Raw genomic sequence first — 25,443 nt, 5'->3', positions numbered from 1 at the left:
GCTCGCCAGCTGAGCGGCTCAGGAAATGCTGCTCTCGACTGGACGCTCGGAGCGGACTTTCACGACGGCTCTGAGTACGCAGGCGGCGATGATCGACAGCACGAGTAGCGCGAGACCGTAGTAGACGATCGCGTCCGATGCCGTCCAGATCGTGCCGAACGCGCCGGCGACGAGTGCGCCGATGGTCACGCCACCGACCTCCTGTGCCATCCAGATCCCGTTCACCCGGCCGAGCAGCGGCCCGGGCGTGTGGTGCTGGATGAGCGAGTACCTCAGGACCTCCTGCGTGGCTTCCAGATAGCCGACGACGCACAGGAGCACGATCGCAAGCCACGCCACGGGGGCGAATCCGAACCCGATCTGGACCACAGCCGCGGCAGTGAGCGCACCGAGCAGCACGATCCCCGGACGCGCGACGCCCGCGAGCCAGCCGCTCGTGAGGGCACCGAGCATGGCGCCGCACGCGACCGCGGCGTAGAGCAGGCCGGTGGCTCTGGCGTCGCCCCCGAACCGCTCGGCGACCAGTGCGGGAAGCAGAGCGACCAATCCGGCCCCGAGCATCGCGAGCACGCCGACGATCATCACGCCGAGGACCACTCGCTGCGAGGTCAGAAATCCCATGAGCGACTGGGGCGCGTCACGGTGTGCGGCGTCGGCGGCGTTCTCGTCAGAGGCTCCCGGCTCGGGTCGTGCGTCGAGTGTCGGTGCCGACGGTGGCATCGACGGGAGTCCGAGCAGGATGAGCACCGTCGCCGTCGCCAACACAGCCGCGACCGTGTAGGCCCACTCGACGCCTGCCGCGGCGATGATGAAGCCCGCGATGGCGGGGGAGATCGCCGTGCCCACGCGAACCGTGAGCGAACTGAGCGCACCGACGGCGACGAGTTTGTCGCGCGGGATCAGCGTCGGAACGGCCGCCATCAGTGCCGACGTCGACAGTGACCCGATCAGTCCGTCGATCCCCGCCAGCACGTAGAGGGCCACGACCGAGGTTGTCCCGAAGACGCCGAACGCGTTGAGTGCGAGGCCCGCGAAGCTCAGTGCAGCACCGGTGCGACCCAGCAGGATCAGCCGCTTGCGATCGAACCGGTCGGCGAGCACACCACCGATCAACATCCCGACGAAGGTTGTGATGCCCGTGACGGCGGTTGCCGCGCCGACCTGTGCCGACGATCGCGTGAGGTCGTACATCTGGATCGGCACCGACACCATCAGCAGGCCGATTCCAATGATCGAGATCAGTCGTGCGCAGAAGATGCGTCGGAAGGCGGCGCTCTCTCGCAGGGGACTGATGTCGATCAGAACCCCGCGCATCCGCCCGCTCATCGACCACCTTCCGTCGTACCGTTCGTCTTGTCGGTCGTGACCTCTGCCAGGTTCACGAGTGCGGCCAGCCACCGATCCGCCAGGGCTGTCACCGCGTGAGCGTCGATCATGCCCGGCTGATAGGTCCACGTCGCCGAGAGTCTCGGCCCGTCCGTTCCGTCGACGGTGGCGACGTCGACGATGAGCCCGTAACCGGCCGGCATCGCGTCGTCTGGGCCGATGTCGACCGATTCCGGCGCCATCGCCCACCCGTCGAACGCGAATTCGCGGTACCGGCCGACGTAATTGAACTCGATCGCCGCAGTGGGTAGGTCAGTCTGTGCACGACGGACGGCACCGTCGCCGAGATCGGATCCGTACCGGAGCAGACCGTACCCCACGCCCTCGTCGGGTATCGCAGCCCGCTGCGCAGCGAGGCGACGTGCCTGCTCGAGCGGGTCGTCGGTGTCTCCGATCCGGATCGGGTGCACCGCGGTGAACCATCCGACAGTGCCGGTGAGATCGGCCCCGGTTACCAGGTGCTCGACACGACCGTGCCCCTCGGAGTCGACGATGGTCGGTGTGCCGACCGCGGCTCCGAAGGCGCCGAGCAGTACGTCGTCGACGCCGACGCCGAGACGGGCACCCACCGGACCGAGAACGGCCCGCGCGGTCTCGGCGTCCACCTCGACGCGGTGACGTGCGGCGGAGCCCTGGGTATCGCACGTCGTGTCGAGCGGACGCACAAAGATCGCGGTCGGGTCCGCACCGGCGCCGGCACCGCGCCACAGGTCGAGTTCTGCACTGCGGTCGGTCGTCACCAGCGCACGTGCCCACGCGCCGAAGTCGGTCGAGACGTCCGCCAGTGAGATGTTCTCGGCGGCAACGCCATTCGTCAGCTGCGAGTAGGCGGCCAGTAACTCCGGTACGAGCACTCGCCACGACACCCCGTCGACGACGAGGTGATGGATCGCGAGCAACAGGCGCCCCGATTCGTCTCCGTGGTCGATCCAGGTGGCCGCGAGCATCTGGCCCGCACGGGGATCGAGACGGTCACGGGTGCGATGTGCCACGGCGGTCACGTCGCGGTCGGTCTCACGGACCACCTCGACGGCCGACGCCGACTCGGGGATCTCGAAGCGCCACGGGCGTGACCGGGTCACGAGTCGCGCGCGCAGCATGTGATGCCGTGCGACAAGCGTCGTTGTCGCCGCTGCGAGAGCGTCGACGTCGAGACCGGACGGCACCGTCAGCAGTACGGACTGATGGAACCCGCCGATGTGCTCAGCACTGCCGTCGGTGAGCTCTTCAAGCCACCGCACGATCGGTGTCGCCGGGACCTCACCGGTGCTGACCTGCGCCAGGGTCGGCGTACCAGTGGTGCTCTCCAGCGCATCGGCCAGCGCCGCGAGGGACCTCGTGGTCATCACGACACGTGGGCTCACGGTGAATCCCTCGGCGCGCAGTCGCGCGACGAGCTGCATGGCGACGATGCTGTCACCACCGAGTTCGGCGAAGTCCTCGTCGAGACCGACACGGTCGATCCCCACGGCGAGAACATCGGCGACCGCGCGGCAGACACTGCGCTGCACCGGCGTCTCCGGCGCTCTGACCTCGTGCTCGAAGTCCGGCTCCGGGAGCGCGCGGCGGTCGATCTTGCCGTTGGGAAGTGTGGGCAGCGCGTCGAGGATGACGACGACCGCGGGAACCATGTAGTCGGGCAGTAGCGACCGCACTCTGGCGCGGAGAGTTGCGGGCTCGACCTGCCCCGCGCCGCTTTCGCTGCGTAGATCAGCGACGACTACGTAGCCGACGAGTCTCCCGGCCCGCGCGACGACGAGAGCCGAGGTGACGCCGGGGATCGCCGCGAGCGCCGCCTCGACCTCGCCGAGTTCGACACGGAAGCCGCGGATCTTCACCTGGTCGTCGCGCCGACCTCGGTAGTCGAGCTGACCGTCGCGGGTCCACCGCACGGTGTCACCCGTGCGATACATGCGGGCACCGTCGGCCGTGAACGGATCCGCGACGAAACGCTCGGCGGTGAGGTCGCCGCGACCGAGGTAGCCGCGCGCCAATCCTGCACCCGCGAGATACAACTCGCCGTCGACGCCATCGGGGACCGGACGCAACGCGGCGTCGAGTACGTAGGCCCGTGCCCCGTCCACCGGGCGCCCCACGACGGGATGCTCGGCGTCTGCCGCACGGGCTACGAGAGCATCGACGGTCGCCTCGGTGGGCCCGTACAGGTTGTAGGCGTCGGTGCGGGGCAGGGCTCGGTAACGCTGCCACTGGGCGTCGGGGATCGCCTCCCCGCCGAAGCCGACGGCGCTCAACGTCTCCTCGGCACCGTCGAGGTGGCGCAGATGGGACGGCGTGAGCTCGAGGAAGTCCCAGTGCTCGGCGCGTAGTTGCTCGGCGAGCGACTGGGCGTCGTGCTGGGTCTCGGCGTCGACGATGGAGACCTCGTGGCCGTCGAGCATCCACAACTGGGGTTGCCACGAGGCGTCGAAGGCCAGCGACCAGGCGTGCCCGACGCGCAGGCGCTCGCGCCCGGCGCGTCGACGCGCAGGCTCGTACAGCATTCGCCGGTGACTCGCGAACAGATTGGTGAGTCCGCGATGAGGTACGACCACGCCCTTGGGGGTGCCGGTAGAGCCGGAGGTGAAGATGACATACGCGGGATGGTCCGGACGCAACGGGGTTCTCGGGACGACCGAGCGCACAGAGCCGGTGTGTCGCGAATCCGTCTGCACTGCAGCAGAACTCAGGTCGCCGATCGGCATCGGATCGGCTGGATCGGGGTCGGCGAGCACGGGGTCGGCGACGTCGTCGATCACCCGGCGCGGTCGGGCGACCGCGGTCATGGCGGCCACGCGTTCGGCAGGTGTGTCGGGTTCGATCGGCAGGTAGGCGGCGCCTGCGACGAGGACAGAGAAGATCGCCTCGAGGGCCAGCACCCCGCGCGGCAGTGCGACGACCACCACGTCTTCTGGACCGATGCCCTCGGCCACGAGTCGCGTCGCGATCGCCGTCACCCGGGTGTCGAGTTCACCGAACGTGCGAGTGCCGTCTGGACCGCGCAGCGCAGGCGCGTTGGGGTCGCGTGCGACGACGGCGTCGAACAGTTCGGGGAAGGTCGCCGCGGGAGCGGCTGCGCGATGCAGATCGCGGTGTTCGGCGGGGATGCGGATGTCGAGGTCGCGCAGTGCCCGATCCGGTTGTGCGGCCATGAATTCCAGGACCGTGACGAGGCGCTGTCCCATGGCTTCCACGGTCACACGATCGAAGAGGTCGGTGCTGTACTCGATGACACCGCCCACGCGCGGAGTGTCGCCGGACGGATCCTCGGTGAAGTCGAAGGAGAGGTCGAACTTCGCGGTCGTCGGGAGCGGGGGCGCGGCTGGGCTGCCTTCGGCAGGCGACGCGTCCGGCAGTCGTCCCTCGACGTAGACCACCATCGTCTGGAACAGCGGGTTGAGGGCCGCCGACCGGGATGGCGCGACGGCTTCGACGACCTGCTCGAACGGGACGTCCTTGTTCTCGAGCGCCGACAAGTTGCCTGCGCGTACGCGGGCGAGCAGTTCGCTCACCGTCGGATTCCCCGACACGTCGGTGCGCAGCACGAGCGTGTTGAGGAAGAAGCCGACCAGACGATCGAGCCGCGCATCGTCGCGGACGGTGACCGGTGAGCCGAGCGGGATGTCGGTGCCCGCGCCGAGGCGGGAGAGCAGCACCGCGACGGCGGTCTGCAGCACCATGAACATCGACGTGCCGGTCGATGCGGCCAACGTCTTGAGCGCCTGCACGGTGTCGGGGGCGAGAGCGACGAGCACTCCGTCGCCGCGCCCGGACGGACGCGGGGGGCGAGGTCGGTCGTAGGGAAGCGAGAGCTCCTCCGGCGATCCGTCGAGCGCCGCACGCCAGAACCGCACCTGCCGCGTGCCGCGCTCGTCGGCGAGTAGGTCCCGTTGCCACGCAGCGAAATCGGAGTACTGGAGCTCGAGCGCGTCCCACTTCGGTGCATGCCCTGCGCTGCGTGCGCGGTAGGCGGTGTCGAGGTCGGCGCGCAGCGGCGCCGCCGACCACTCGTCGGTGGCGATGTGATGGATCGTCACCACTGCAACCTGCGACGTCATTGCAACCCGGATCGGTATCTCGGTCGCCAGATCGAAGGCGTGCGCGGAGTCGGCGAACAGTTCGTCCGCAGTCGCGGCCACGAGCAACGGAACCGCCGGATCGTCGACGACGTCCGGGCGATCGTCCGGGTATCGGGTACGCAGGATCTCGTGGCGGGCGACGACGTCGTGGATCGCCGCGCGCATGGTCTCGGGATCGATGGGCGTCGTGCCGGCGGGTCCGCCCGGCCGCCAGAGCAGCGGCACGTTGTAGGTGCTCGTCGGTCCGGAGACGCCGGCAAGGGTGAGCATCTGCTCCTGGCCGTACGACAGCACGGGTGCGGCACCGGGACGCCGCCGCAACGGCGGTACCTGCGACGGGGTGGCGTCCGGTCTCTCCGCGCCGCCCGCACCGTCGGCGACGAGCGATGTGGCGAGTCGCGCGATCGTCGGTTCGTCGAACACCGTGCGCACACCGACGTCGTAGCCGAGCGAACCGCGGATCAGGTTGACGAGTTTGATCGCCGCCAGCGAGTGTCCGCCGATGGCGAAGAAGTTCGCGTGGACGTCGTCGACGTCGGTGCCGAGCACCGACGAGAAGATCTCCGCGAGGTCGGTCTCGAGCCGTGTGCGCGGCGGGGTTCCCGACGTGGCGGCGCCGCCGGGCGTCGGCAGCGCACGCCGGTCCAGCTTGCCGGTGTGATTGAGCGGAAAGGATTCCAGCACCGCGAGCGGCGCGGGGATCATGTACTCCGGCAGGAGTGCGGACAACTGCTCGGTCACCGACGCCACCAGTGTCGCCGGGTCACCCGTCATCTCGTCGCGCGCGGCGACGATCCAGCCGACCACCCGGTCGGCGTCGACCGCCGCAGCCGCGTCCGCGACCTGGGGAAGGGAGCGCATAGCCGACTCGATCTCACCGAGTTCGACACGATTACCCCGCACTTTCACCTGACTGTCGGTCCGGCCGACGTACTCGAGGTCGTCGCCTCGGCGGCGGACCAGATCGCCTGTCCGGTACACCCGTCCGCCGGGGAACTCACCCGTCGGGTCGGCGACGAACGCACCGGCGGTGCGTCCCGGCCTGGCGTGATAGCCGCGTGCGAGCGGTGTTCCGCGCACGTACAGTTCGCCGACCCCGCCGTCGGGTACCCGGCGTAGCGAGGTGTCGAGCACGAGCAGGTCGGCACCGGCGATGGGTCGGCCGATCGGCGAGGTGGTGGCGTCACAGCCACGCGTGGCGACGTGGTCGGTGACGACGACGGTGGTCTCGGTCGGGCCGTAGGCATTGATCACCGCGAGCGTCGGCGCGGCATCGAGTACCGCGTCGACCAGGTCGGAACGCAACGCCTCACCACCGACGATCATGTGGCGCAACGAGTTCGCGACATCCAGGTAGGTGACGAAGTGCTCGAGAAGTGACGGCACGAACACCGTCGTGGTCACCTCGTGCTCGGAGATGAGCTCGGCGAGCCGCCGGGGATCGCGCTGCGCACCCGGCTCGGCGACCAGCACGGCTGCGCCCGCTGCGAAGGGCAGCAACAGTTCCCAGACCGCGCCGTCGAATCCGACGGGGGTCTTGGCCAGTACCGTGTCACCGGGGCCGAGGCCGCCCGCCGGCATGGTCTGCAGGCGCCAACGCAGGACGTTGACCACACTGCGATGCGTGACCACAACACCCTTGGGCCTGCCGGTGGACCCCGAGGTGTAGACGACGTACGCCGGCTGATCGGGGTGCACCCGTCCGCCGACGGCCGTGGTGTCCTCGAGCGGGCGCCGCCCGGCGGCACCGACGAGGGCCCTGTCGAAGAGGGTGTCGTCGACGCCGACCACGGGCATGGCGCCGTCGGCGAAGGCGTCGACCGCTGTGGGGTCGCAGACGACGGCCGCGTGGCGGGCGTCGTCGAGGATCGTTGCGACGCGCTCGGTGGGAACATCCGTGTCGATCGGCAGATATGCCGCTCCGGCACGAAGGACCGCGTGCAGGGCGGCGAGCTGAGCCATACTGCGCGACATCACGACGGCCACGACGTCCCCGGGTTGCACCCCGGAGTCGACGAGCCACGCGGCCAGTTGCCCGGTTGCAGCGTCGAGTTGCGCGTAGGTGACGGCGTGACCGTCGGTGTCGCGCAACGCGATCTGAGTGGAATGGGCACGTGTGGTCGCGGCGAAGAGGTCGGCCACCGTCGTCTCGTCGTCAGACAGTGCATGCCCGCCGTGCTCTCCGGCACGGATCGACTCGACATCGTCGGGGCCGACGAGCTCGACGGCATCGACGACGACGTCTGGTGTGGTGGCGACGGTCCGCAGAATGCGCACGAGGCGGGCGAGCAGGTCGTGGGCCGTCGTCGCGTCGAACATCTCGGTGGCGTACTCGAGCGCGACGGTCAACTCACCGGATTCGGTGTTGTCGACAACGGTGAACGCGAGATCGAACTTCGCCGACGCCGACGTCAAGTGCTCGAAAGTCGCCGGTATGCCGAGGAATCGGTCGGGCACCGCACCGAGTGGCAGGTATCCGACACTGACCTGGAAGAGCGGGTTACGTCCGGGAACACGCGGCGGCGCGCAGTGTTCGACGATCTGCTGGAACGGGATGTCCTGGTTGTCGAATGCGGCCAGGTCGACGGCGCGCACGCGATCGACGAGCTCACCGAAGGTGGGGTGGCCACTGACGTCGGTCCGCAGCACCTGGGTGTCGACGAAGAAGCCGACGAGGTCGTCGAGCGCGGGGTCGTTGCGTCCCGAGACCGGTGACCCGAGCGGGATGTCGTCGCCTGCACCCGAGCGGTGGAGCAGTAGCGCCACGGCGGCCTGGGTGACCATGAACATGCTCGCGGCGTGCGCCGTGGCGAGTTGTGCCAGCGCGGCGCGGGTGTCCGCGTCGACGACGGCCGTCTCGGTGGCCGCCGGACCGAGACCCGACGGTCGTCGTGGCCGATCCCGGGGGAGGGCCAACTCGTCGGGCAGGTCGGCTAGTGCCTCGGCCCAGAACTGGAGCTGGTCCACGCGACGCGTGGCGACGCGGTCACGTTGCCACAGCGCGTAGTCCGGGTACTGGACGGGTAGTGCGGCGAAGTCGGGGGTGGCGCCGGCTACCCTGGCCGCGTACGCCGCGGTGAGATCGGTGAGCAGCGGCCGGTCCGACCACTCGTCGGTGGCGATGTGGTGCATCGCGATGGTCAGCAGGGCCGTATCCGGTGCCCCGGTGTCCGACGCCTCGTTGTCGGCGGGCAACCGCACGAGTTGCACCCGGATGGGCGGAGCGGATCGCAGATCGAAAGGGCGGGTGAGGAATTCGCGGGCGAGCTCGCTCGCTTGCGGTCCGGTGTCAGCGACGGTCGCTGTGTCGAGGGTGTGGATCTCGACGACGTCGGGCACGTCGGCCGGACCGAGTACGCGTTGGTACACCTCCCCGTCGCGGCTGGTGTCGAACACGGTGCGCAGACTCTCGTGACGCATCAGCACGTCGCGGACCGCCCCGGACAGTGCGGCGGCGTCGATCTCGTCGTGCAGCCGCACCACGTGGCCGTAGTGGTAGGAGATGTCGTCGGGGTCGAGCTCGTAGAGCACCCAGAGCCGCTCCTGCGCCGGTGAGAGCGGAATGTGCTCGGGTCGCTCGCCGGTCGGGATGTCGCTGCTCGAACCGGTCAGCTCTGCGCGCAGTGCGATGTCGGCGGGAGTCCTGGCCTCGAACAGATCACGGATGGCCAGCTCGGCGCCCAGGTCGGCGCGCAGGGTGGAGACCAGCCGCATGGCCGCCATGGAGTGGCCACCGAGAGCGAAGAAGTCGTCGTCGATGCCCACGGGACATCCGTCGTCGGTGTCGGGTAGTCCGAGCACGTCGGCGAAGATCTCGCACAGGCGTCGCTCGAGCTCGGTGCGGGGCGCGCGACGCGTACCGCCGACCTCTGGCGCGGGCAGCGCCTTGACGTCGAGCTTGCCGTTGACGGTCATCGGGAATCCCTGCACGGTGGCGAACAGCGTCGGGACCATGTAGTCGGGCAGCGATGCGCCGAGCTGCCTGCGCACCTCCTGGTAGTCGAGCTCACGCGCCGGATCGGCCGGGATGACATAGGCGACAAGACGTTTGACGTCGGGTGTCGCTGGGTCGGAGCCGGCGACGACGGCCGACGCCGCGATCTCGTCGAGAGAGGTGAGTGCTGCGTCGATCTCGGCGAGTTCGACACGATGGCCCCGCACCTTGACCTGGTCGTCGGTGCGCCCGAGGAAGTCGAGATTGCCGTCGGGTCTGATCCTCATCGCGTCGCCGGTGCGGTACAGCCGGCCGCCGTAGGAGAACGGATCGGCGACGAACCGCTCGGCCGTCAGATCGGGACGTCCGAGGTAACCGCGGGCGAGTCCCGCGCCGCTGATGTACAGCTCGCCCTGCACTCCCGCGGGCACCGGACGCAGCCAGGGGTCGAGGAGATGTGCTGTGGTGTTCCAGATCGGCGTGCCGACGGACGATGTCCGTGTCTCGTCGGTGCCGACGCCGAGGGTGTTGATCGTGTACTCGGTCGGCCCGTACAGGTTGTAGCCCAGCGTGTGCGGATGTTGGCGCAGTCTCGTCCACACCGGTTCGGGCACCGCCTCACCACCGAGCAGGACGAGCGGGGGGACGTGCGCGCCGTCGAGCAGTCCGTCGGCGACCAGTTGCGCCGCGTAGGTCGGCGTGACGTTGATGACGTCGATGCGGTGCGTCGCGCAGTAGTCGACGAGCGCGGCGGAGTCGGCTCGCAGTTGCTCGTCGGCGATGTGGACCTCGTGGCCCTCGACGAGCCACAGCAGTTCTTCCCAGGACATGTCGAACGCGAAGGACACGGTGTGCGCGATCCGGAGCCGGCCTCGCACCCCTGCTTCTCGGGCGAGGGCGATCGCGGGCTCGAACACCTTCTCGCGGTGGTTGAGCTGCATGTTCGTCAAGCCGCGGTAGGGCGTGATGACGCCCTTCGGCTTGCCGGTGGAGCCCGATGTGTAGATCACGTAGGCGGGCTGCGCGGGATCGACCGACGGGGCGACCCAGGTCGGGGAGTCGGGGTGGGGAAGTGCGTCGATGTGCAGTGTCGGTAGGGCGAGAGTGGCGAACCGCGTAGACACCCGGCTGTGGGTGAGGATCAACACGGGAGAGGCGTCGGCAATGATCTGATGGAGCCGGGCGTCGGGGTGGTCGAGTTCCAGTGGCAGGTAGGCGCCGCCGGTCCGCAGAATCGCGAACAACGCGACCACGGTCTCGATGGATCGGGGAATAGCCAGTGCGACAATGGTTTCCGCGCCAACTCCGTGGTCGGCGATAATATGGGCGACGCGGTCGACCTCGGCGTCGAGTTGCGCGTAGGTGAGTCGACGGTCGTCGAAGACCAGGGCGACTGCGTCGGGGATGGTGGCCGCGCGTTCGGCGAGTAGTCCTGAGACGGTGGTGTCGGGCAGTGGGTGGCTCGGGCCGATCAACGGCGCGTCCGAGTCGAGGGTCAGATCGAGGGCGGCCACCGAGTCGTCGAGGCCGCGTCCGATCGATTCGAGCGCGTTTCTGAACCTCGTGACGAAGCCGTTCGCGTGCCGATGATCGATGAGATCGTCACGGTATTCGAGACGGAATCGGATCGACCGGCCGGGCGTCACGACCAGCGCGAGCGGGTAATGGGTGTGATCGAGGCTGCCCTCCCCGATGACGTCGTGCAGGCGCGACTGTTCGCGCTCCTCGTCCTCGGTGCGGAAGTTCTGCAACACGTAGAGCACATCGAACAGCACCGGATGGCCGGTTTCCTGTTGCAGTCTGGCCAGCCCGATGTGGTCGTAGGCCATCAACGCGACGCGCGCGTCCTGACTGCGGCGCAAGAATTCTCGTACCGTCTCGTCGGGTCGGAGCGCGGTTCGTACGGGCACGGTGTTGAGGAACAGCCCGATCACCGTGTCGAGGCCCGCGACCTCGGTCGGCCTGCCCGCCACCGTGGAGCCGAACGCGACATCGGTGACACCGAGAACGCGTGACAGGGTCAGCGTGAGCGCGCCGGAGACGACCGTGTTTAGCGTGACGCCGGCGGCCCGCGCGTCTGCCCGCAGCGCATCCGACACGTCGACGCCCAGGTCGACCTCGATCCGACGCGGTGCTCGTGGCGCCACATTGACGGCCCGCGGCGCGACGAGTGCCGGTTCGGTGTAGCCGTCGAGATGTGCCCGCCACGCGTCGAGCGCCTCGGCGTCGGAGGTTGCTGCAATCCAGGCCAGATAGTCGCGGAGTGACGCTTCGGGTGTCGTGGCGGCGACGCCTTCGAGGTGGGCGAGTAGGCGCGATACGACAAGTCCACCAGACCAGCCGTCCCACAACAGGAATCGACGATTGACGACGATTCGGTCGCGGTCGCCCGGCAGGTGGATCAACGTCATGCGCCACAGCGGGGCCGTGTCGATCGGTATGTCCGCGGTGCGGTCGGCATCGAGCACGGCGTCGAGTTCGAAGTCGACGAGGTCGGCGGGGGTGTCGATGAGATCGACGACGTCGACCACGGGCTCGACGTCGCGGATGATGAGTTGCACCGGGGCGCCGTCGATCTCGACGAACACGGCACGTAGCTCGGGATTCTCATGCAGCAACGACCGAGCGGCCGCCCGTAGCGAGTCCTTGTCGATACGGTGGCCGAAATCGAGCCAGAACTGGGCGGTGTAGATGTCGTCACCCGCATCGACCTGCGACTGGAAGAACAGTCCCTCCTGCAGCGGGGTCAGCGGCCAGATGTCGTCGATCACCCCGTGGACACCGGTGAGTCGCTCCAGCGTCGACTCATCGACGGTGACGAGGCGTCGATCGGCGTCGGCAACCACCGCGTCCGCGAGTGCGCGTGTGAGAACCTCGGCGTGCGCGACCACACGGGGATCGGCCTCGGCGATCACCGACCAGCCCCGGGAAGCGTTGCGGGACAGACGGATCGTCACGGGATGTGCGGTCGGCAACCCGTGATCCCCGACGAGCACGTCGGGCTCGACGATCTGACCCGCGGTGGCGGCGGCCGTCAGCGCAGCACTCACCTGCGGTGACAGGTAGCGCACGACGTCGAGGCACGGACCGGTGGTGTTCGCGCGCGTGTCGGGGACCGACGGGTTCGCCAGATCGACACGTAGCGGTTCGAGTGCCTGCAGGGGGCCGACCGTACCCGCCCCCTCTGCGTTGCGTAGGTCGAGCGCGACGTCGATGAGCAGGTGGGTGGGTGCATCGGATCCGTACACATCAGCGGTGGCACGCGCGACGGCGAGTACCAGGGCCTGTCGCGTCGGGGCCGGGATACTCGGATCGTCGACGTCGATACGTGAGGTGACTGTCGCGCGATCGCATGGCGATGATGCGGATTCATCCCCGACCCTCGGGAGGGTAGCGCCTGGCGCCAGGGTCTCGAGATAGTGCGGCAGTCCGGCGACATCGGCTGCCTGAGCGGCCAATGCCGTTGCCAGCGTGCGGAGTCCAGCGCTCGGAACGTCGAACTCGATGTGCCGTGCCCCAGCCGCGTCGTCGAGTGCGGTCTGTAGATCCGCGCGCAGGATCTCCGCGGACGTCGGGTCGACGAGCACGGGGTCGAATGCGGCGATCACGTCGCCGGTCGCGGGCACAAGTGTCACTCCGGGTGCCGACGGGTCGGTCGGCTCGACGTCGGCCTCGGTGACGGGAAGCACCACGTCGCCGACGGCGCCTGTCGTCATCGTCCACAGGATGGGTGCCGGGCGGTTCAGTGTCGTGCGCAGCGCCGGGTGCTTGGCGACCAGTGCTGCGGCGATCTCACGGACATCATCGACGGACACCGACGAGGCGGCTCGTGCTCGCACGACGCGCGGCGGTAGCGACTCCGGGTCGATCTGCCGTTCGCGCAACCGTGCTACAGCCGGTGTGAGTGGTACCGCGCCGACACCGTCGTCGGCCACCACCGGGCCCGCGGACGGCGCGGGAGCGTCGATTCGACCGTCGGGCGAGAAGGCGCGCAGCCGTGCGCCCGGATTCATGGCGAGTGAGTGCAGGAACACGGCGAACTCCGCACCGACGAGTCGGGCCTCGTCGCGTGCGTCGTCGACCGTGCGGATGACCACCTCGGCCGGGCGTTCTCGCCGCCGCACCTGGATCTGGATCTCGATGTCGGACACGGGTCCCGAGGCGAGCGCGTGCAGGGCGAGCGGTTGTCCGCCGATGGTCTGCCGGGAGGTGTTGGCCATGACGTTCACGCCGAGACCGAACATGCGGTAAGGCTGAACGGACGCAGCCGGCCCGCCGGCCCGACTCTCCTGCGCGGCGAGTGCGCGACCGAGATCCTCGCCGCGGAAACGACTGTGGGCGACCACCGCGAACACCGCACGTTCGGTTCGCGCGGCGAGGTCGGCGAGGTTGTCGCGCGGACCGGCGTCGACGCGCAGCGGTAGCACACTCGTCACCATCGACGGGGTCGTGCGAGCGCTGCGGTCGAGGCGTCCGGTCACCGGAAGTGCGAGGACAAGGTCGGTCTGCCCGGTCCGCACGTGTGCGAACGCTGCGACGGCTGCGATCAACAGCACGGTGGGTCGCACCCCCGCACCCCGCGCCACGGCGCGTAGTGCTTCGAGATCGTCGAGTGGGATGTCGAAGCGCGCGGCCACGACTCCGCGGCCGGGAGCGAGATCGTCGTCGAGCAGACGCACGGGTTGCGGTCGGTCACCCATTCGCTCGAGCCAGTAGTCGGCGTCAGCGGCGAAATCGGGTCCCTCGCGGTACTGTGCTTCGGCGTCGAGGACCGGCCGCAACCTCCAGTCCCTGGTGCCCGTCGATGTCTCGGCACCCGACCGGTCGGCCGGGTCGGTTCCGTCAGCGGGGATGCGTGTGCTGTCGTAGTGCTCTTGCACCGCCTGGGTGAAGAATCCGAGACCCATTCCGTCGCACACGAGGTGGTGGACCTTGAGGAGTGCCAGGACGGCCTCGACACGACCGTCCGGTGCCAGGCTCCTGATGATCGTGCACTCGGTGAGCGGGCCAACCGTGACGTCCATCGGCCGCGACAACTCGGCGGTCATCCACTGGTCCACCTCGGCAGCGGGGATGTCGCGGAACGGGACGTCGAAATCCGCTGTCGGCAGTATTCTCTGGCGTACCTGGCCCGCCTCCTCGACGAACACCGCACGCATGGCCTCCGCGGAGTCGAGGACCGCCAGCAGCGACGTCCGGAGACGCTCGACGTCGATGCCGGCATCGACCTCGACGTAGAGGCCCGTGATGTACAGGGTCGGATCCGGCGACGCCTGCATCGACAGGTAGATGTCGCGCTGTCCGGCGAGCGTCGGCAGCGTGGCGTGCGGACCGTCGGTGTCGGCGGTCGCGTATCCCGCGTCGTCGGCGGATGTGTCCGGCGGGGTCGAGGTCACTGATCGGCTCCGGATTCTGCCGACGCCGAGAGCGAGTCGAGCGTCGCGCACAGTTCGTCGGCGAGTGCGCGCACGGCGGCGTCGTCGAGGTGGTCGGGGAGGTAGCGCAGTGTCGCGGCGACGACGGGGCCCGTCGTCTCGTCACGACAGACGATGTCGATCTCGAGTGGATATGCGACGCCGAGGCCCGGATCAGGGTCTGCGGCGAGAGCTGTCGATTCTGCGGACGGTTGCCATGGCGAGCCTCCGCCGACGGTGAAGCGGCCCAGGTAGTTCAGCAGCACCGACGGTCGGGACATGGCGGCGAGTGCTGCGGACAACTGCGGATTGAGGTAGCGGAGCATGCCGAATCCTGCGCCCGCGGACGGCATCGTCGTCCACGCCTCCTCTGCGGCGTGGATGGCGGTGTCGATGTCGTCGGTTGGGTCCAGACGGATCGGTGCGATGGTGGTGAACCACCCGACGGTGTGGGACAGGTCGGCGTCGATACCGAATTCGTGCGCGTCACGACCGTGACGTTCGGTGTCGATGATGAGATCTGCGGTGCCGAGGACGCGGGTCGCGGCGACGCGTAGGGCTCCGATGAGCAGCGATGTGATCCCCACCCCGCGTCGCGCGGGCAGGTCCGACACCAGTGCCGCGGAGGTGCTCGCGGACAGGGTGACGACGTGGCGACGCTGGCCGGCGACTGTGCCGGTTACGGGCGGTCGGCCCGGTACGAGCTCGCCGCCGGGCGCCAACACCTGCGCCCAGTGCGTCGCCTCGTCGAGAAGCGCCGGATCGGCTGCTCGCTCGGTGACCGCCGTCGTGAATCGATGCAGGGGCGTCGGCGTCGCGAGCCGAAGCGTGTCGCCTCCGTTGCGCGTGGCGTCCCACAGTGCATGCAGGTCGTCGAGCAAGATTCGCCGCGAAACACCGTCGACCGCGAGGTGGTGGATGACGAGGATGAGTCGTCCAGCCACCGAATCCTCCGGTGAACTGGGCGTCAACCACGTCGCGGCGATCATCCTGCCGGACGTGGGTGCCAATCGGCGTGTGGCCGCGGACGATTCGGCTGTGACGACGGCCGAGAGCGCATCGTCATCGTCGAAGACCGGCCGGTCGACGGGGACGACCTGCACGACATCGTCCACGTCGACGGAGCCGGGCGGCGTGCTCTGCATACTCCAGAGCACGCCCGCGACGACCTGCAACGAACTGCGCAGTGCCTCATGGGAATCCACGAGGGCCGTGAGGATGACACGGAGGGTGTCGACGTCGAGCTCCGGTGGGGTGTCGACGACGAGTGCCTGGTTGAATCGGTCGATCGTTCCCCCGATCTCGCGGAGCCGGTGCACGACGGGCAGGAGTGGTATCGGGGTCGGCCGGGTGTTCGTCGAGTTCAGTGCCCCCGCTGAGTGCTCTGCTGCGGCGACCGGCGGGGTATCGACGATCCACTCGGCGACCGTGGCGAGTCCGGCGACGGTGCGGTGACCGAACACGTCGCGTGGCGTGAACCGGATGCCCTCTCGCCGTGCGCGGTTGACCAAAGTCGTCGAGACGATACTGTCGCCACCGAGCGCGAAGAAGTCGTCGTCGACGCCGGGCGGATCTGATAGCCCCAACGTGTCGGCGAAGATGTCGGCAAGTGCCACCTCGAGGGGCGACTCGGGTGTCCGACTGGCGCCGGAGACCACCTCGGGCTCCGGTAATGAACGGCTGTCCACCTTTCCGTTGACCGTCAGCGGAATCGAGTCGAGCACGGTGACCACCGAGGGCACTTCGTGTTCGGGAAGCACGTCGCTCAGTTGCGAGCGGAGCGCCTGGCCATCGAGTTCCGTCGTGACCGCATAACCCAGAATCCGGTCGGCGCCCGTGGGCCCGGGCCGCGTGATGACGGCTGCGTCGCGGACACCCGGCAGCGCCGTGAGCGCAGCCCGGATCTCGCCGAGTTCGATACGGAAACCGCGGATCTTGATCTGGGTGTCGGCGCGGCCGAGATAGATCAATGCGCCCTGCCTGGTCCGGCGGAACAGGTCGCCGGTGCGGTAGAGCACCGAGCCGTCGCCAGCCGGGTCGGCGACGAAACGAGTCGTGTGCAGCGCGGGTCGGCCGGAATAGCCCGCCGCAACCTGGGGGCCCGCGAGGTAGAGTTCGCCGACCGCGCCCACCGGCACGGGGCGCAGGTGGTCGTCGAGCAGATCACCGGTGAACCCGGGCAACAGGGCTCCGACGTCGCTGCCCACCGTCCCGGTGACGGTTTCCTCGCTGATAGCGAGATAGGTTGCGTGAACTGTGATTTCGGTGATCCCGTACATGTTCACCAACCGCGTGTCCGGATAGCGGTGGGCGAACCCGGCCAGTCGCGGAAGGTCGAGCGACTCTCCGCCGAAGATCACGTAGCGCACCGAGCGGAGATCGCGATCAGCCTTCTCCGTGTCGGTGGCATCGAGCGCGAAGAACGCCGACGGCGTCTGGTTGAGCACCGAGACTGCCTCGGACTCGATGAGGGCCGCGAAGTCGGCAGGCGAACGCGTCGTGGCGCGGTCGGGTACGACGATGCGAGCTCCGGTGGACAGTGGACCCCACAGCTCCCAGACGGAGAAATCGAATGCGTACGAGTGGAACAGCGTCCACACGTCCCGCTCGTCGACGTCGAACAGGTCGGCGGTGGCGTCGAGGAGCGCGAGGACGTTGCCGTGTGTGACGGTGACACCCTTGGGCCTGCCGGTGGAGCCGGAGGTGAAGATCACGTATGCGGGATCGGCCGTCCCGATCGCCGGGGTGACGATCTCGCTGTCGCGGGCCGGGACATTCCTGTCGGATGGAGCGACACCGTCGAGATAATCGGCGTCGACCACGATCGCGGGATCGGCGTCGGCGAGGGTGGTCGCGATCCGCTCCTGCGGGTAGGCGGGGTCGATCGGAACGTAGGCAGCCCCTGCACGCAACACGCCGATGATCGCGGCCACGAGGTCGGCTGACCGGTCGAGGACAAGCGCGACGAGGTCGCCCCGTCGGACACCGTCACGGTGCAGCTGTGACGCGATGGCCGCGCTCCGTGCGTCCAACTCGCGGTAGGAGAGTGTGGTCGAACCCGCGGTGACCGCCGCACGGTCGGCGAACCTGTCCGCCGTGGCGGCGAACACGTCGACCAGGGTGCTCCTGCCGGATTCCGGATCGGTGGAGTGAGTGGGAGCGTCGAGGACGGGCAGCGCGGCCGTCGGGCCGAGTCGTAGCTGCGCGAGGTGTCGTGTGGGGGCTTGCACCATCGCACGCAGGACGTCGTGGACCCGCTCGGCGAGGTCCATCACGGTCTGCTCGTCGAAGAGTGCGGCAGCGTATTCGACGCGCAGCCGGATCCCGGCCGACTCGGGGAGTTCGACGAACTCGAAGGTCAGGTCGAATTTCGCGGTCGCCGACCGTGGGAAGACCGGTTCGGCGTCCAGGCCGTCGAAAGTGGGCGCCACGATGGGATCTCGATACTGCACCATCGTCTGGAAGACCGGGTGCCGGGTGAGCGAGCGCTCAGGCGAGAGAGCGGTGACGATCTCGTCGAACGGCACGTCCTGGTGTGCCAGTGCGGCGACATCCGTCTCGCGCACGCGGCCGAGCACTTCGACGAGCGTCGGATTCCCGGAGAGGTCCGTCCGTAGCGCGAGTGTGTTGACGAACATGCCGATGAGCGAGTGGGCCGCTGCCGACGAGCGCCCGGCGGCCGGGGTTCCGACCACGATGTCCCTGCCCGCTCCCGAGGCGTTGAGTGCGAGCGCGACGGCGGCATGTGCGCCCATGAACACGGTGGCGTCGAGCGCACGGACCGCAGCACGTAGTCCGTCGAGAATCTCTGCGCCGACGACGATCTCGACCTGACCGCCGCACGGATCCGGGTCGAGCGGCCTCGGCCGGTCGTAGGGCAGCCCGAGTTCGGCCGGAGCGCCAGAGAGTTGTCGGCGCCAGTAGTCGAGCTGACGTGACGACAGGGAGTCCGGATCGTCGGTGCTGCCGAGGCGGGCGAGTTCGGCCACCGTGTGGTCGGCGTACTGGACGTCGGGTGCCTGCACGTCGACGCCGTTGTATCCGGCGGCGAGTTCGTCGAAGAGTGTGCCCGCCGACCATTCGTCCGCGGCGATGTGGTGCACCGTGAGCAGCAGGACGGCGCAATCCGCGGCGGTGCGCAGGAGGTCGGCGCGCAGTGGAAGGTCGTCCGCCAGGTGGAACGGGCGGCCGATCAGATCGGCGATCGTCACATCCAGTTGCGTCGGCGCGATGGCGTGTTCGGTGATCTGAATTCTCGCATCCTCCACCGGATCGACGTGTTGCGTGTCGTCGACGATCCGCGTGCGCAGTACCTCGTGACGTGCCACGATGCCATCGAGTGCGCAGCTCAGTCGTGCGAGATCGAGTGCGCCGTCGAATCTGACCGCGAAGGGGATCGTGTAGGCGGCGTCGCCGACACCGTTCTGGAACGCGAGTCGACGCTGCGCGGGCGACAGGGGTACGCGTTCCGGACGCGGCACCGAGGGGGTGCGGTCGGTCATGTCGTTCTCGATCGAGGCTCCCGTGTCGGCGAACAACGCCGCAAGCTCTGCCAGTACGGGGTGCGCGAAGACGTCCGCGACGGGAACGACACGGCCCGTGGCCACCCGCAGCCGTGTGAGAACGCGGGTTGCCGACAGCGAGTTGCCGCCCACCTCGAAGAAGCTGTCGTCCAGGCCGGGGGTGTCGATCCCGAGCACATCTGCCACGGTGTCGACGACGAGCTTCTCGAGATCGGTGGTCGGCTCGCGCCGCGAAGCCGTCCGCGACACCCGTGGTTCGGGCAACGCCGTGCGGTCGATCTTTCCGCCGGGTGTGCGTGGGAGGGCGGCGAGTCGGGTCCAGGTAGCCGGGACCATCGCCGCAGATACCGACTCGAACAACTCGGTGGACAGCGTGTCGGGTGCCAGGTCTCCCGTGACGTACGCATCGAGCCGGGTTGTGCCGTCGTGGTCGTGACCGACCGTCACGGCGGCGTCGTCGACGCCGTCGAGGGCGAGAAGTGCCTGTTCGACCTCACCCAGCTCGACCCGTACGCCGCGGATCTTGACCTGTGAGTCGGACCGCCCGAGGAGGCGCAGCGCTCCGTCGGCGCCGATGATCCCGCGATCACCGGTGCGGTACATGCGACCGCCGGTGCCATCGGGGTTGGCGACGAATCTGGTCGCCGTCCAATCGGAGTGCCCGTGGTAACCGCGTGCGAGTTGAACGCCGGTCACGTAGACCTCGCCGGGGCGACCGGCCGACACGGGGTGCAGGTGACGGTCGAGCACCACGACATCAGCGCCGGGTACTGGCGCGCCCACGGTGATGGGGCCGGCGCTCTTCGTGATCGTCTCGGTCGTGACGTCCCCGGCGACCTCCGAGGAGCCGTAAGAATTGATCACGGTGTCAGCGGTCGAGACGAGTCGGGTTGCGGTGGTGGCGGGCAGTGGCTCACCGGAGACGATCCAGCGGCCGATCGAGCATGCCTCGCCCGCGGCGGCGACGTCGACCATCGCCCGCGCGAGAGAGGGCACCGCCGTGATCTGGTCGACGCTGTGGCGGGCGGCGAGATCGATGAGCGCGGATGCATCGCGGGCGGCATCGTCGTCGGCGACGACGACGGTCGCGCCCGCCGCCAGCGCGCCGAGGATCTCGGTGGTGCCGTCGATGAAGGCGATGGCGCTCTTGGCGAGCACGACCGAACCGTCCCAGCGTCGGGCGGCCCACGCGATGCGGTTCGCCAGTGCCGCTGCGGTCCCTACGACGCCCTTCGGGACGCCGGTCGACCCCGACGTGTAGATGAGGTACGCGGCTGACTCAGGATGCGGTGCTGCGGGTTCGGAGATCGGCGCGTCGAGCGCTGCCGTGCGGAGCCGGGCGTATTCCTCGTCGTCGAGCACGATGTCGGGTGCGGCGTCGTCGAGCATGAATCGGATACGACGCTCGGGATAGGAGGGATCGATCGGCATGACGACCGCGCCGAGTCGCACACCGGCGAGAAGCGCGACGACCATGTCGACGCCGCGTGGCAGTGCGACGGCGACAACGGATTCGGTGCCGACACCGCGCGCGGAGAGCACGTGGGCCAACCGGCCCGCCATGGCATCGAGTTCGCGGTAGCCGACGCTGCGCTCGCCCGCGATCAGGGCCGTACGCCGTGGCGATCGGCGTGCCGCCGCCGAGATCTGCTCGCCCACCGGGACGTAGGGCACGGACTGCGGCGCCGGTAGCGGCTCAGACCACGACGAGACGGATAACCGTCCGAGTGGGATGTCGCGGGACGACGCGAGCACCTCGAGCCACGCGACGGCGTCGTCGAGCAGTCGTGCATCGGCGCCGCGACGTTCGAGAACGAGTCCGATCTCGGGATCGTCCTCGACGAGAAGTGTTGCGGCGAAGTCGTTGTCGTCCTCGATGCGGGGACGTACCTCGCCGCGCGGGAAGCTCTCGAACACGACCAGTGAGGTGATCAGCCCGTCGATGCCGACCGCGGAGGTGATGTCGGCGAGCGGGACGTGGTGGCCGGCCAGCAGGGCGAGTTGCTCGCGCTGCAGCCGGGTCAGAGCGCGGCCGACGGTCTCCGTCGGGTCGATGCGTACGCGGACCGGGATGGTGTTGACGAGCATGCCGATCATCTCGTCCACACCGGGCACCGACGGGTCACGACCGGACACCACCGTTCCGAACACGACGTCGTCGGAGTCGTTCGAGTCGGCGAGGACGAGCGCCCATGCCAGCTGGACCACGGTGTTGAGCGTTGCGGTGCAGCCTGCGGCCAATGACCGGAGCGATGTGGACAGCTCGGCGTCGAGACGTCTGCGCAACGGGGTCGCGGGGATGGGCGGTCCGACGATGTCGACGGTCGTCGATGCTTCGACACCGTCGAGAGCCTCGACCCACGGTGCGACCTCGCGCCCGCGGTCGGCAAGCCAGCGTGAGTACTCGCTGATCGCGCGCACCGGCGGCAGTGCGTCTCCGCGATAGGTCCGCACGATCTCGCTGAGCATCAGATGCAGCGACCAGCCGTCGAGCGCGACATGATGCGCGACGACGAAGAGCCGGTGCGGACCGTCGTCTTCCGTGAGGAGTGTGAACCGTAGCGGGGGAGGCGTATTCAACGCGATGCCGTCGGCTCGGGCACGGTCGCGGAATCCGACGAGCCCGCCGTCGACGGTGGCGATGTCGACCACTGGGAGCTCGATCTCCACGTCCGTGTGTACCCGTGCGACGGGTTCGCCGCTCCGACGCCTGGTGAAGGAGGTCCGCAGCATGGCATGTCGCGCGACGACCGCGGAAATCGCCTGGCGCAGTCGCTCGACGTCGACCGTGTCGCCGGGTGTCATGTCGAGCGCGAGATCGGCGAGGATCAGGTAGGGGTCGACGTCGCCCTGCACTCGCGGCGACGTCGACCGGTAGACGATCGCTTCCTGCAGACCGGTGAGGGGCAGAACATCCTCGAGCGCCGCGGTCACAGCAGATCCTCCTGCATCAGTTCAGAGAGTTCGTCCTCGTCGATCCCCATAGCGGTGGTTGCGCTCTCGACGGCATTGCGCGGTGCCCGCGACCGGTCGAGCGGGTCGGAAGACGCGCGACGTCGTGCGACGGTGGCGAGTGCGGCGACCGTCGGATGGTCGAAGACCTGCAGTGGCGTGATCTCCCACCCGGCCTGGGCCGCAGCGCTCACCACCCGGACGGCGACGATGCTGTCACCGCCGAGGGCGAAGAAGTCGTCCTCGGCGCCGACCGCGGGAAGGCCGAGAACAGCGGCGAAGGCCCCGGCGAGATCGCGCTCGGCCGGGCTCGACGGAGGACGCGACCGAGCGGCGTATGCCGCGTAGTCAGGCGCGGGCAGTGCCCGTCGATCGATCTTGCCGTTGGGCGTGAGGGGAAAGGCGTCGAGGACGACCAATGCCGAGGGAACCATGTAGTCGGGCAGGACCGCAGCGAGATCGCGTCGCCAGGTCGACTGCGCGAGATCGACTTCCGTGCAGGAGGAGTCAGCGGTCACATACGCGACCAGCCGGCCGTCCACCGAGCTGACGACGGCGCCGGACACCCCGGAAAGCGCCGTGAGTGCCGTTTCGATGTCGCCGAGTTCGACCCTGAAGCCCCGCACCTTGACCTGATGATCGGTGCGTCCGAGACATTCGACGCGTCCGTCGGGGCGGACGCGTGCCAGGTCACCGGTCCGGTACATGCGCGCGCCGTCGGAGAACGGATCGGCGACGAAACGGGTGGCGGTCAGATCCGGACGGTTCCGATATCCGCGTGCCACTCCGGCGCCGCTCAGATACATCTCTCCGACGTGCCCATGGCCGACCTGGTGCAGTGTCGCATCGAGCACACGCACGCCGGTGTTGGCGATCGGTGTACCCACCGTGATGTCGTCGGCGTCGTCGACCCATGCCGTCGTGGACCAGATGGTCGTCTCTGTCGGGCCGTACATGTTGCGCACCGACCGCGCGTGGGACGCGAGTCCCCGCGCGACGTCGGTCGGCAACTGCTCACCGCCGACGAGCACGTCGACAGCGGCAAGTGAGGGGCCGTGGCCCGCTTCGAGAAACGCCGACCACAGGGACGGCGTCGCCTGGATGACATCCGGTCGATGTCGGGTGACGAGTGCAGCGAGTCGTGCCGGATCGTGGACGTCGTCGTTGCTCGCGAGAACCACGCAGGCGCCGGCCGCAAGGGGAACCAGCGTCTCGAGTATCGCGATGTCGAACGAGATGGTGGTCACCGCGAGTACGGCACGGCCGGGCCCGAGACCGAGGTCGCCGATCATGTGGTCGGTGAAGTTCGCCAGCGCGCGGCGCGGGATCACGACACCCTTGGGTGTTCCAGTCGACCCCGACGTGTAGATCAGGTAGGCAGCGCCGTCGCGGTTGTCGGTGCCCGACACCGCGGTGTCGCTCCGGCCGTCGAGTCGACGCAGTGAGATCCCGTCGTCGCCTTGTTCGAGTACCGCGACCGGCGACGCATCGGCGATGGCGGCCGCGTTGCGATCGGCGGGAAAACCTGGGTCCAGCGGGAGAAAGGCTGCGCCACTGCGCATCACAGCGAGGAGCGCGACGATCAAGTCGACACCACGGGGGAGGGCGATGGCGACGATGGCCTCGGTTCCGATGGACCCGAGGCGGCCGGCGAGTTCGTCGGCCCGACGATTGAGTTCGCGGTAGTCCACGACGTCGTCGCCGTGACGCACTGCTACGGCATCGGATGGGGCGGCCGCGATACGGACGTCGAGGGGGGTCGGGTCGATCGGTGCGGACGTGCCCGACGGAGGCGTGTTCTGGACGTCGTCGTCGAGTCGCAGGGCGCCGACCGGGCGCGTCGGCTCGTCGAGGAGCGCGGCGACGAACGAGGCGAGGGACTTCGCGATGCGCGTGACGTCGGCCCGACTGTAGAGCGCGGTGTCGGCGTCGAGCGTCAGTTCGAGATCGGTGTGGTCGCGCGATCCCGATCCGAGGTCGAGCGCCGTGATCGACAGGTCGACGACCGGTCCGCGACGCAGCGAGCGCACGGTTGCGTCGAGCGATCCGAATGAGATCGTGGAGCCGAAGGGTTTGACGTTCACCGTGGGTCCCACGACTCCGTCGACTCCACGACGGCGTGCGTCTCGCACGATGTCCTCGCCACGATAACGCGCGTGTGGTGCGATTCGACGTATGCCGTCTGCGGCGTCAGCGGCGAGGTCGTCCGCGGTGGCCGCGGGGGAAACAGCGACCCGCAACGGAACCACGTTGACCGTCGTGCACGCGACATTGGCTGTGGGGGAGCCGAATCGGTTCATCATCGGGAATCCGATCACCACATCATCGGTCCCTGTCGTGCGCGCACAGAATGCAGCGACTGCCGCGACGAGACGCTCGGGTGACATCGCCAGCGCACCGGCGCCGGGGACGGCAATGCTGACCGAGTGTGTGTCGGCCGCAACGCGGTGGCTGCGCGGCACGCTGCCGAGAGTGAGTGCTCCATGGACTCCGTCGAGTTCGCGCTCCCAGAAGATCGCGTCTGTCCCGACGTCGGGCTCGCGCGGAAGATCGGCGACGCTCCCGAGTCGCTTATCATCGCGTGGATCTGAGTACAGCCTGCCGACGCGTCGAACGAGAAGCCCTAGTCCGTAGGCGTCGAGCACGATGTGGTGTGCCACCACGAGCAGGGCGATGCGGTCACCGGCGACGAGGATCTCGATTGCCGCGCACGGACCGGCTGCGGGATCGATCGGCACCCGCACGGCGGAATGGGCGTAGGCGTCGATCGCGTCCGGATCGCCCCCGAGCTCGCGGACGGGGACGTCGATGGCGTCGCCGAGGCTCACGATGACCGACCCGTTCCGTTCGGTGAACCGCGACCGCAGGCCGTCGGCTTCGTCGAGGGCGGCGTGCACGGCAGCGGTGAGACGGACGAGATCGGGCTGCCCGTCGAAGTCGATGAGCTGACCGATGGTGAAGACGTCGGGGCTCGGCGCAACCCGGTGAGCGAACCACAATCCCTGCTGCGCAGACGTGGCGCGCATCAACATCCCGCCCCGGGAAACCGTGAGGCCGCGCTCTCGGGCACTCGACTGCAGCCAACCATGAAAAGTTAGCTTACCCTAGCCTTAACGAAGCGCAGGGGTGGCCCCCGTGTGTGAATTTGGTAAGCCTAT

At 68.7% G+C, this 25,443-nt stretch carries 4 protein-coding genes; all 4 read right to left on the bottom strand.

All coding sequences use genetic code 11. The annotated features are described in order from the left end of the window. Window positions 1-18: 18 nt before the first annotated feature. Genes entS through GOOTI_RS13935 form a run of 4 tightly spaced genes read right to left on the bottom strand, consistent with a single transcriptional unit; the run spans window position 19 to window position 25,311 of the window. Window positions 19-1,326, bottom strand: a complete 1,308-nt coding sequence (gene entS, locus GOOTI_RS13950) for an enterobactin transporter EntS (protein ID WP_007239242.1) — start codon at window positions 1,324-1,326, stop codon at window positions 19-21. Continuing rightward, window positions 1,323-14,792 carry a non-ribosomal peptide synthetase gene (locus GOOTI_RS13945; RefSeq protein ID WP_007239241.1) on the bottom strand — a complete coding sequence of 4,490 codons (13,470 nt, stop codon included), beginning with the start codon at window positions 14,790-14,792 and terminating at the stop codon, window positions 1,323-1,325. Before GOOTI_RS13945 ends, entS begins: the two co-directional genes overlap by 4 nt. Beyond that, window positions 14,789-22,267: a non-ribosomal peptide synthetase gene (locus tag GOOTI_RS13940; protein WP_007239240.1), complete on the bottom strand. Its 7,479-nt coding sequence runs from the start codon at window positions 22,265-22,267 to the stop codon at window positions 14,789-14,791. Before GOOTI_RS13940 ends, GOOTI_RS13945 begins: the two co-directional genes overlap by 4 nt. Continuing rightward, complete coding sequence (locus tag GOOTI_RS13935) at window positions 22,264-25,311, bottom strand: non-ribosomal peptide synthetase (RefSeq protein WP_007239239.1); 3,048 nt, start codon at window positions 25,309-25,311, stop codon at window positions 22,264-22,266. The genes GOOTI_RS13940 and GOOTI_RS13935 overlap by 4 nt, the downstream gene beginning before the upstream one ends. Window positions 25,312-25,443: the final 132 nt, after the last annotated feature.

The sequence above is a fragment of the Gordonia otitidis NBRC 100426 genome, from assembly GCF_000248075.1.
Taxonomy (GTDB): Bacteria; Actinomycetota; Actinomycetes; order Mycobacteriales; family Mycobacteriaceae; genus Gordonia; species Gordonia otitidis.
Note: the sequence above shows the minus strand (reverse complement) of the source record. Positions and strands in the feature narration are given on the sequence as shown.

What these genes read in the sequence shown, in the direction of transcription:
- entS (WP_007239242.1), bottom strand. Translation starts at nt 1,326, where the DNA reads ATGAGCGGGCGGATGCGCGGGGTTCTGATCGACATCAGTCCCCTGCGA.
- GOOTI_RS13935 (WP_007239239.1), bottom strand. Translation starts at nt 25,311, where the DNA reads ATGCGCGCCACGTCTGCGCAGCAGGGATTGTGGTTCGCTCACCGGGTT.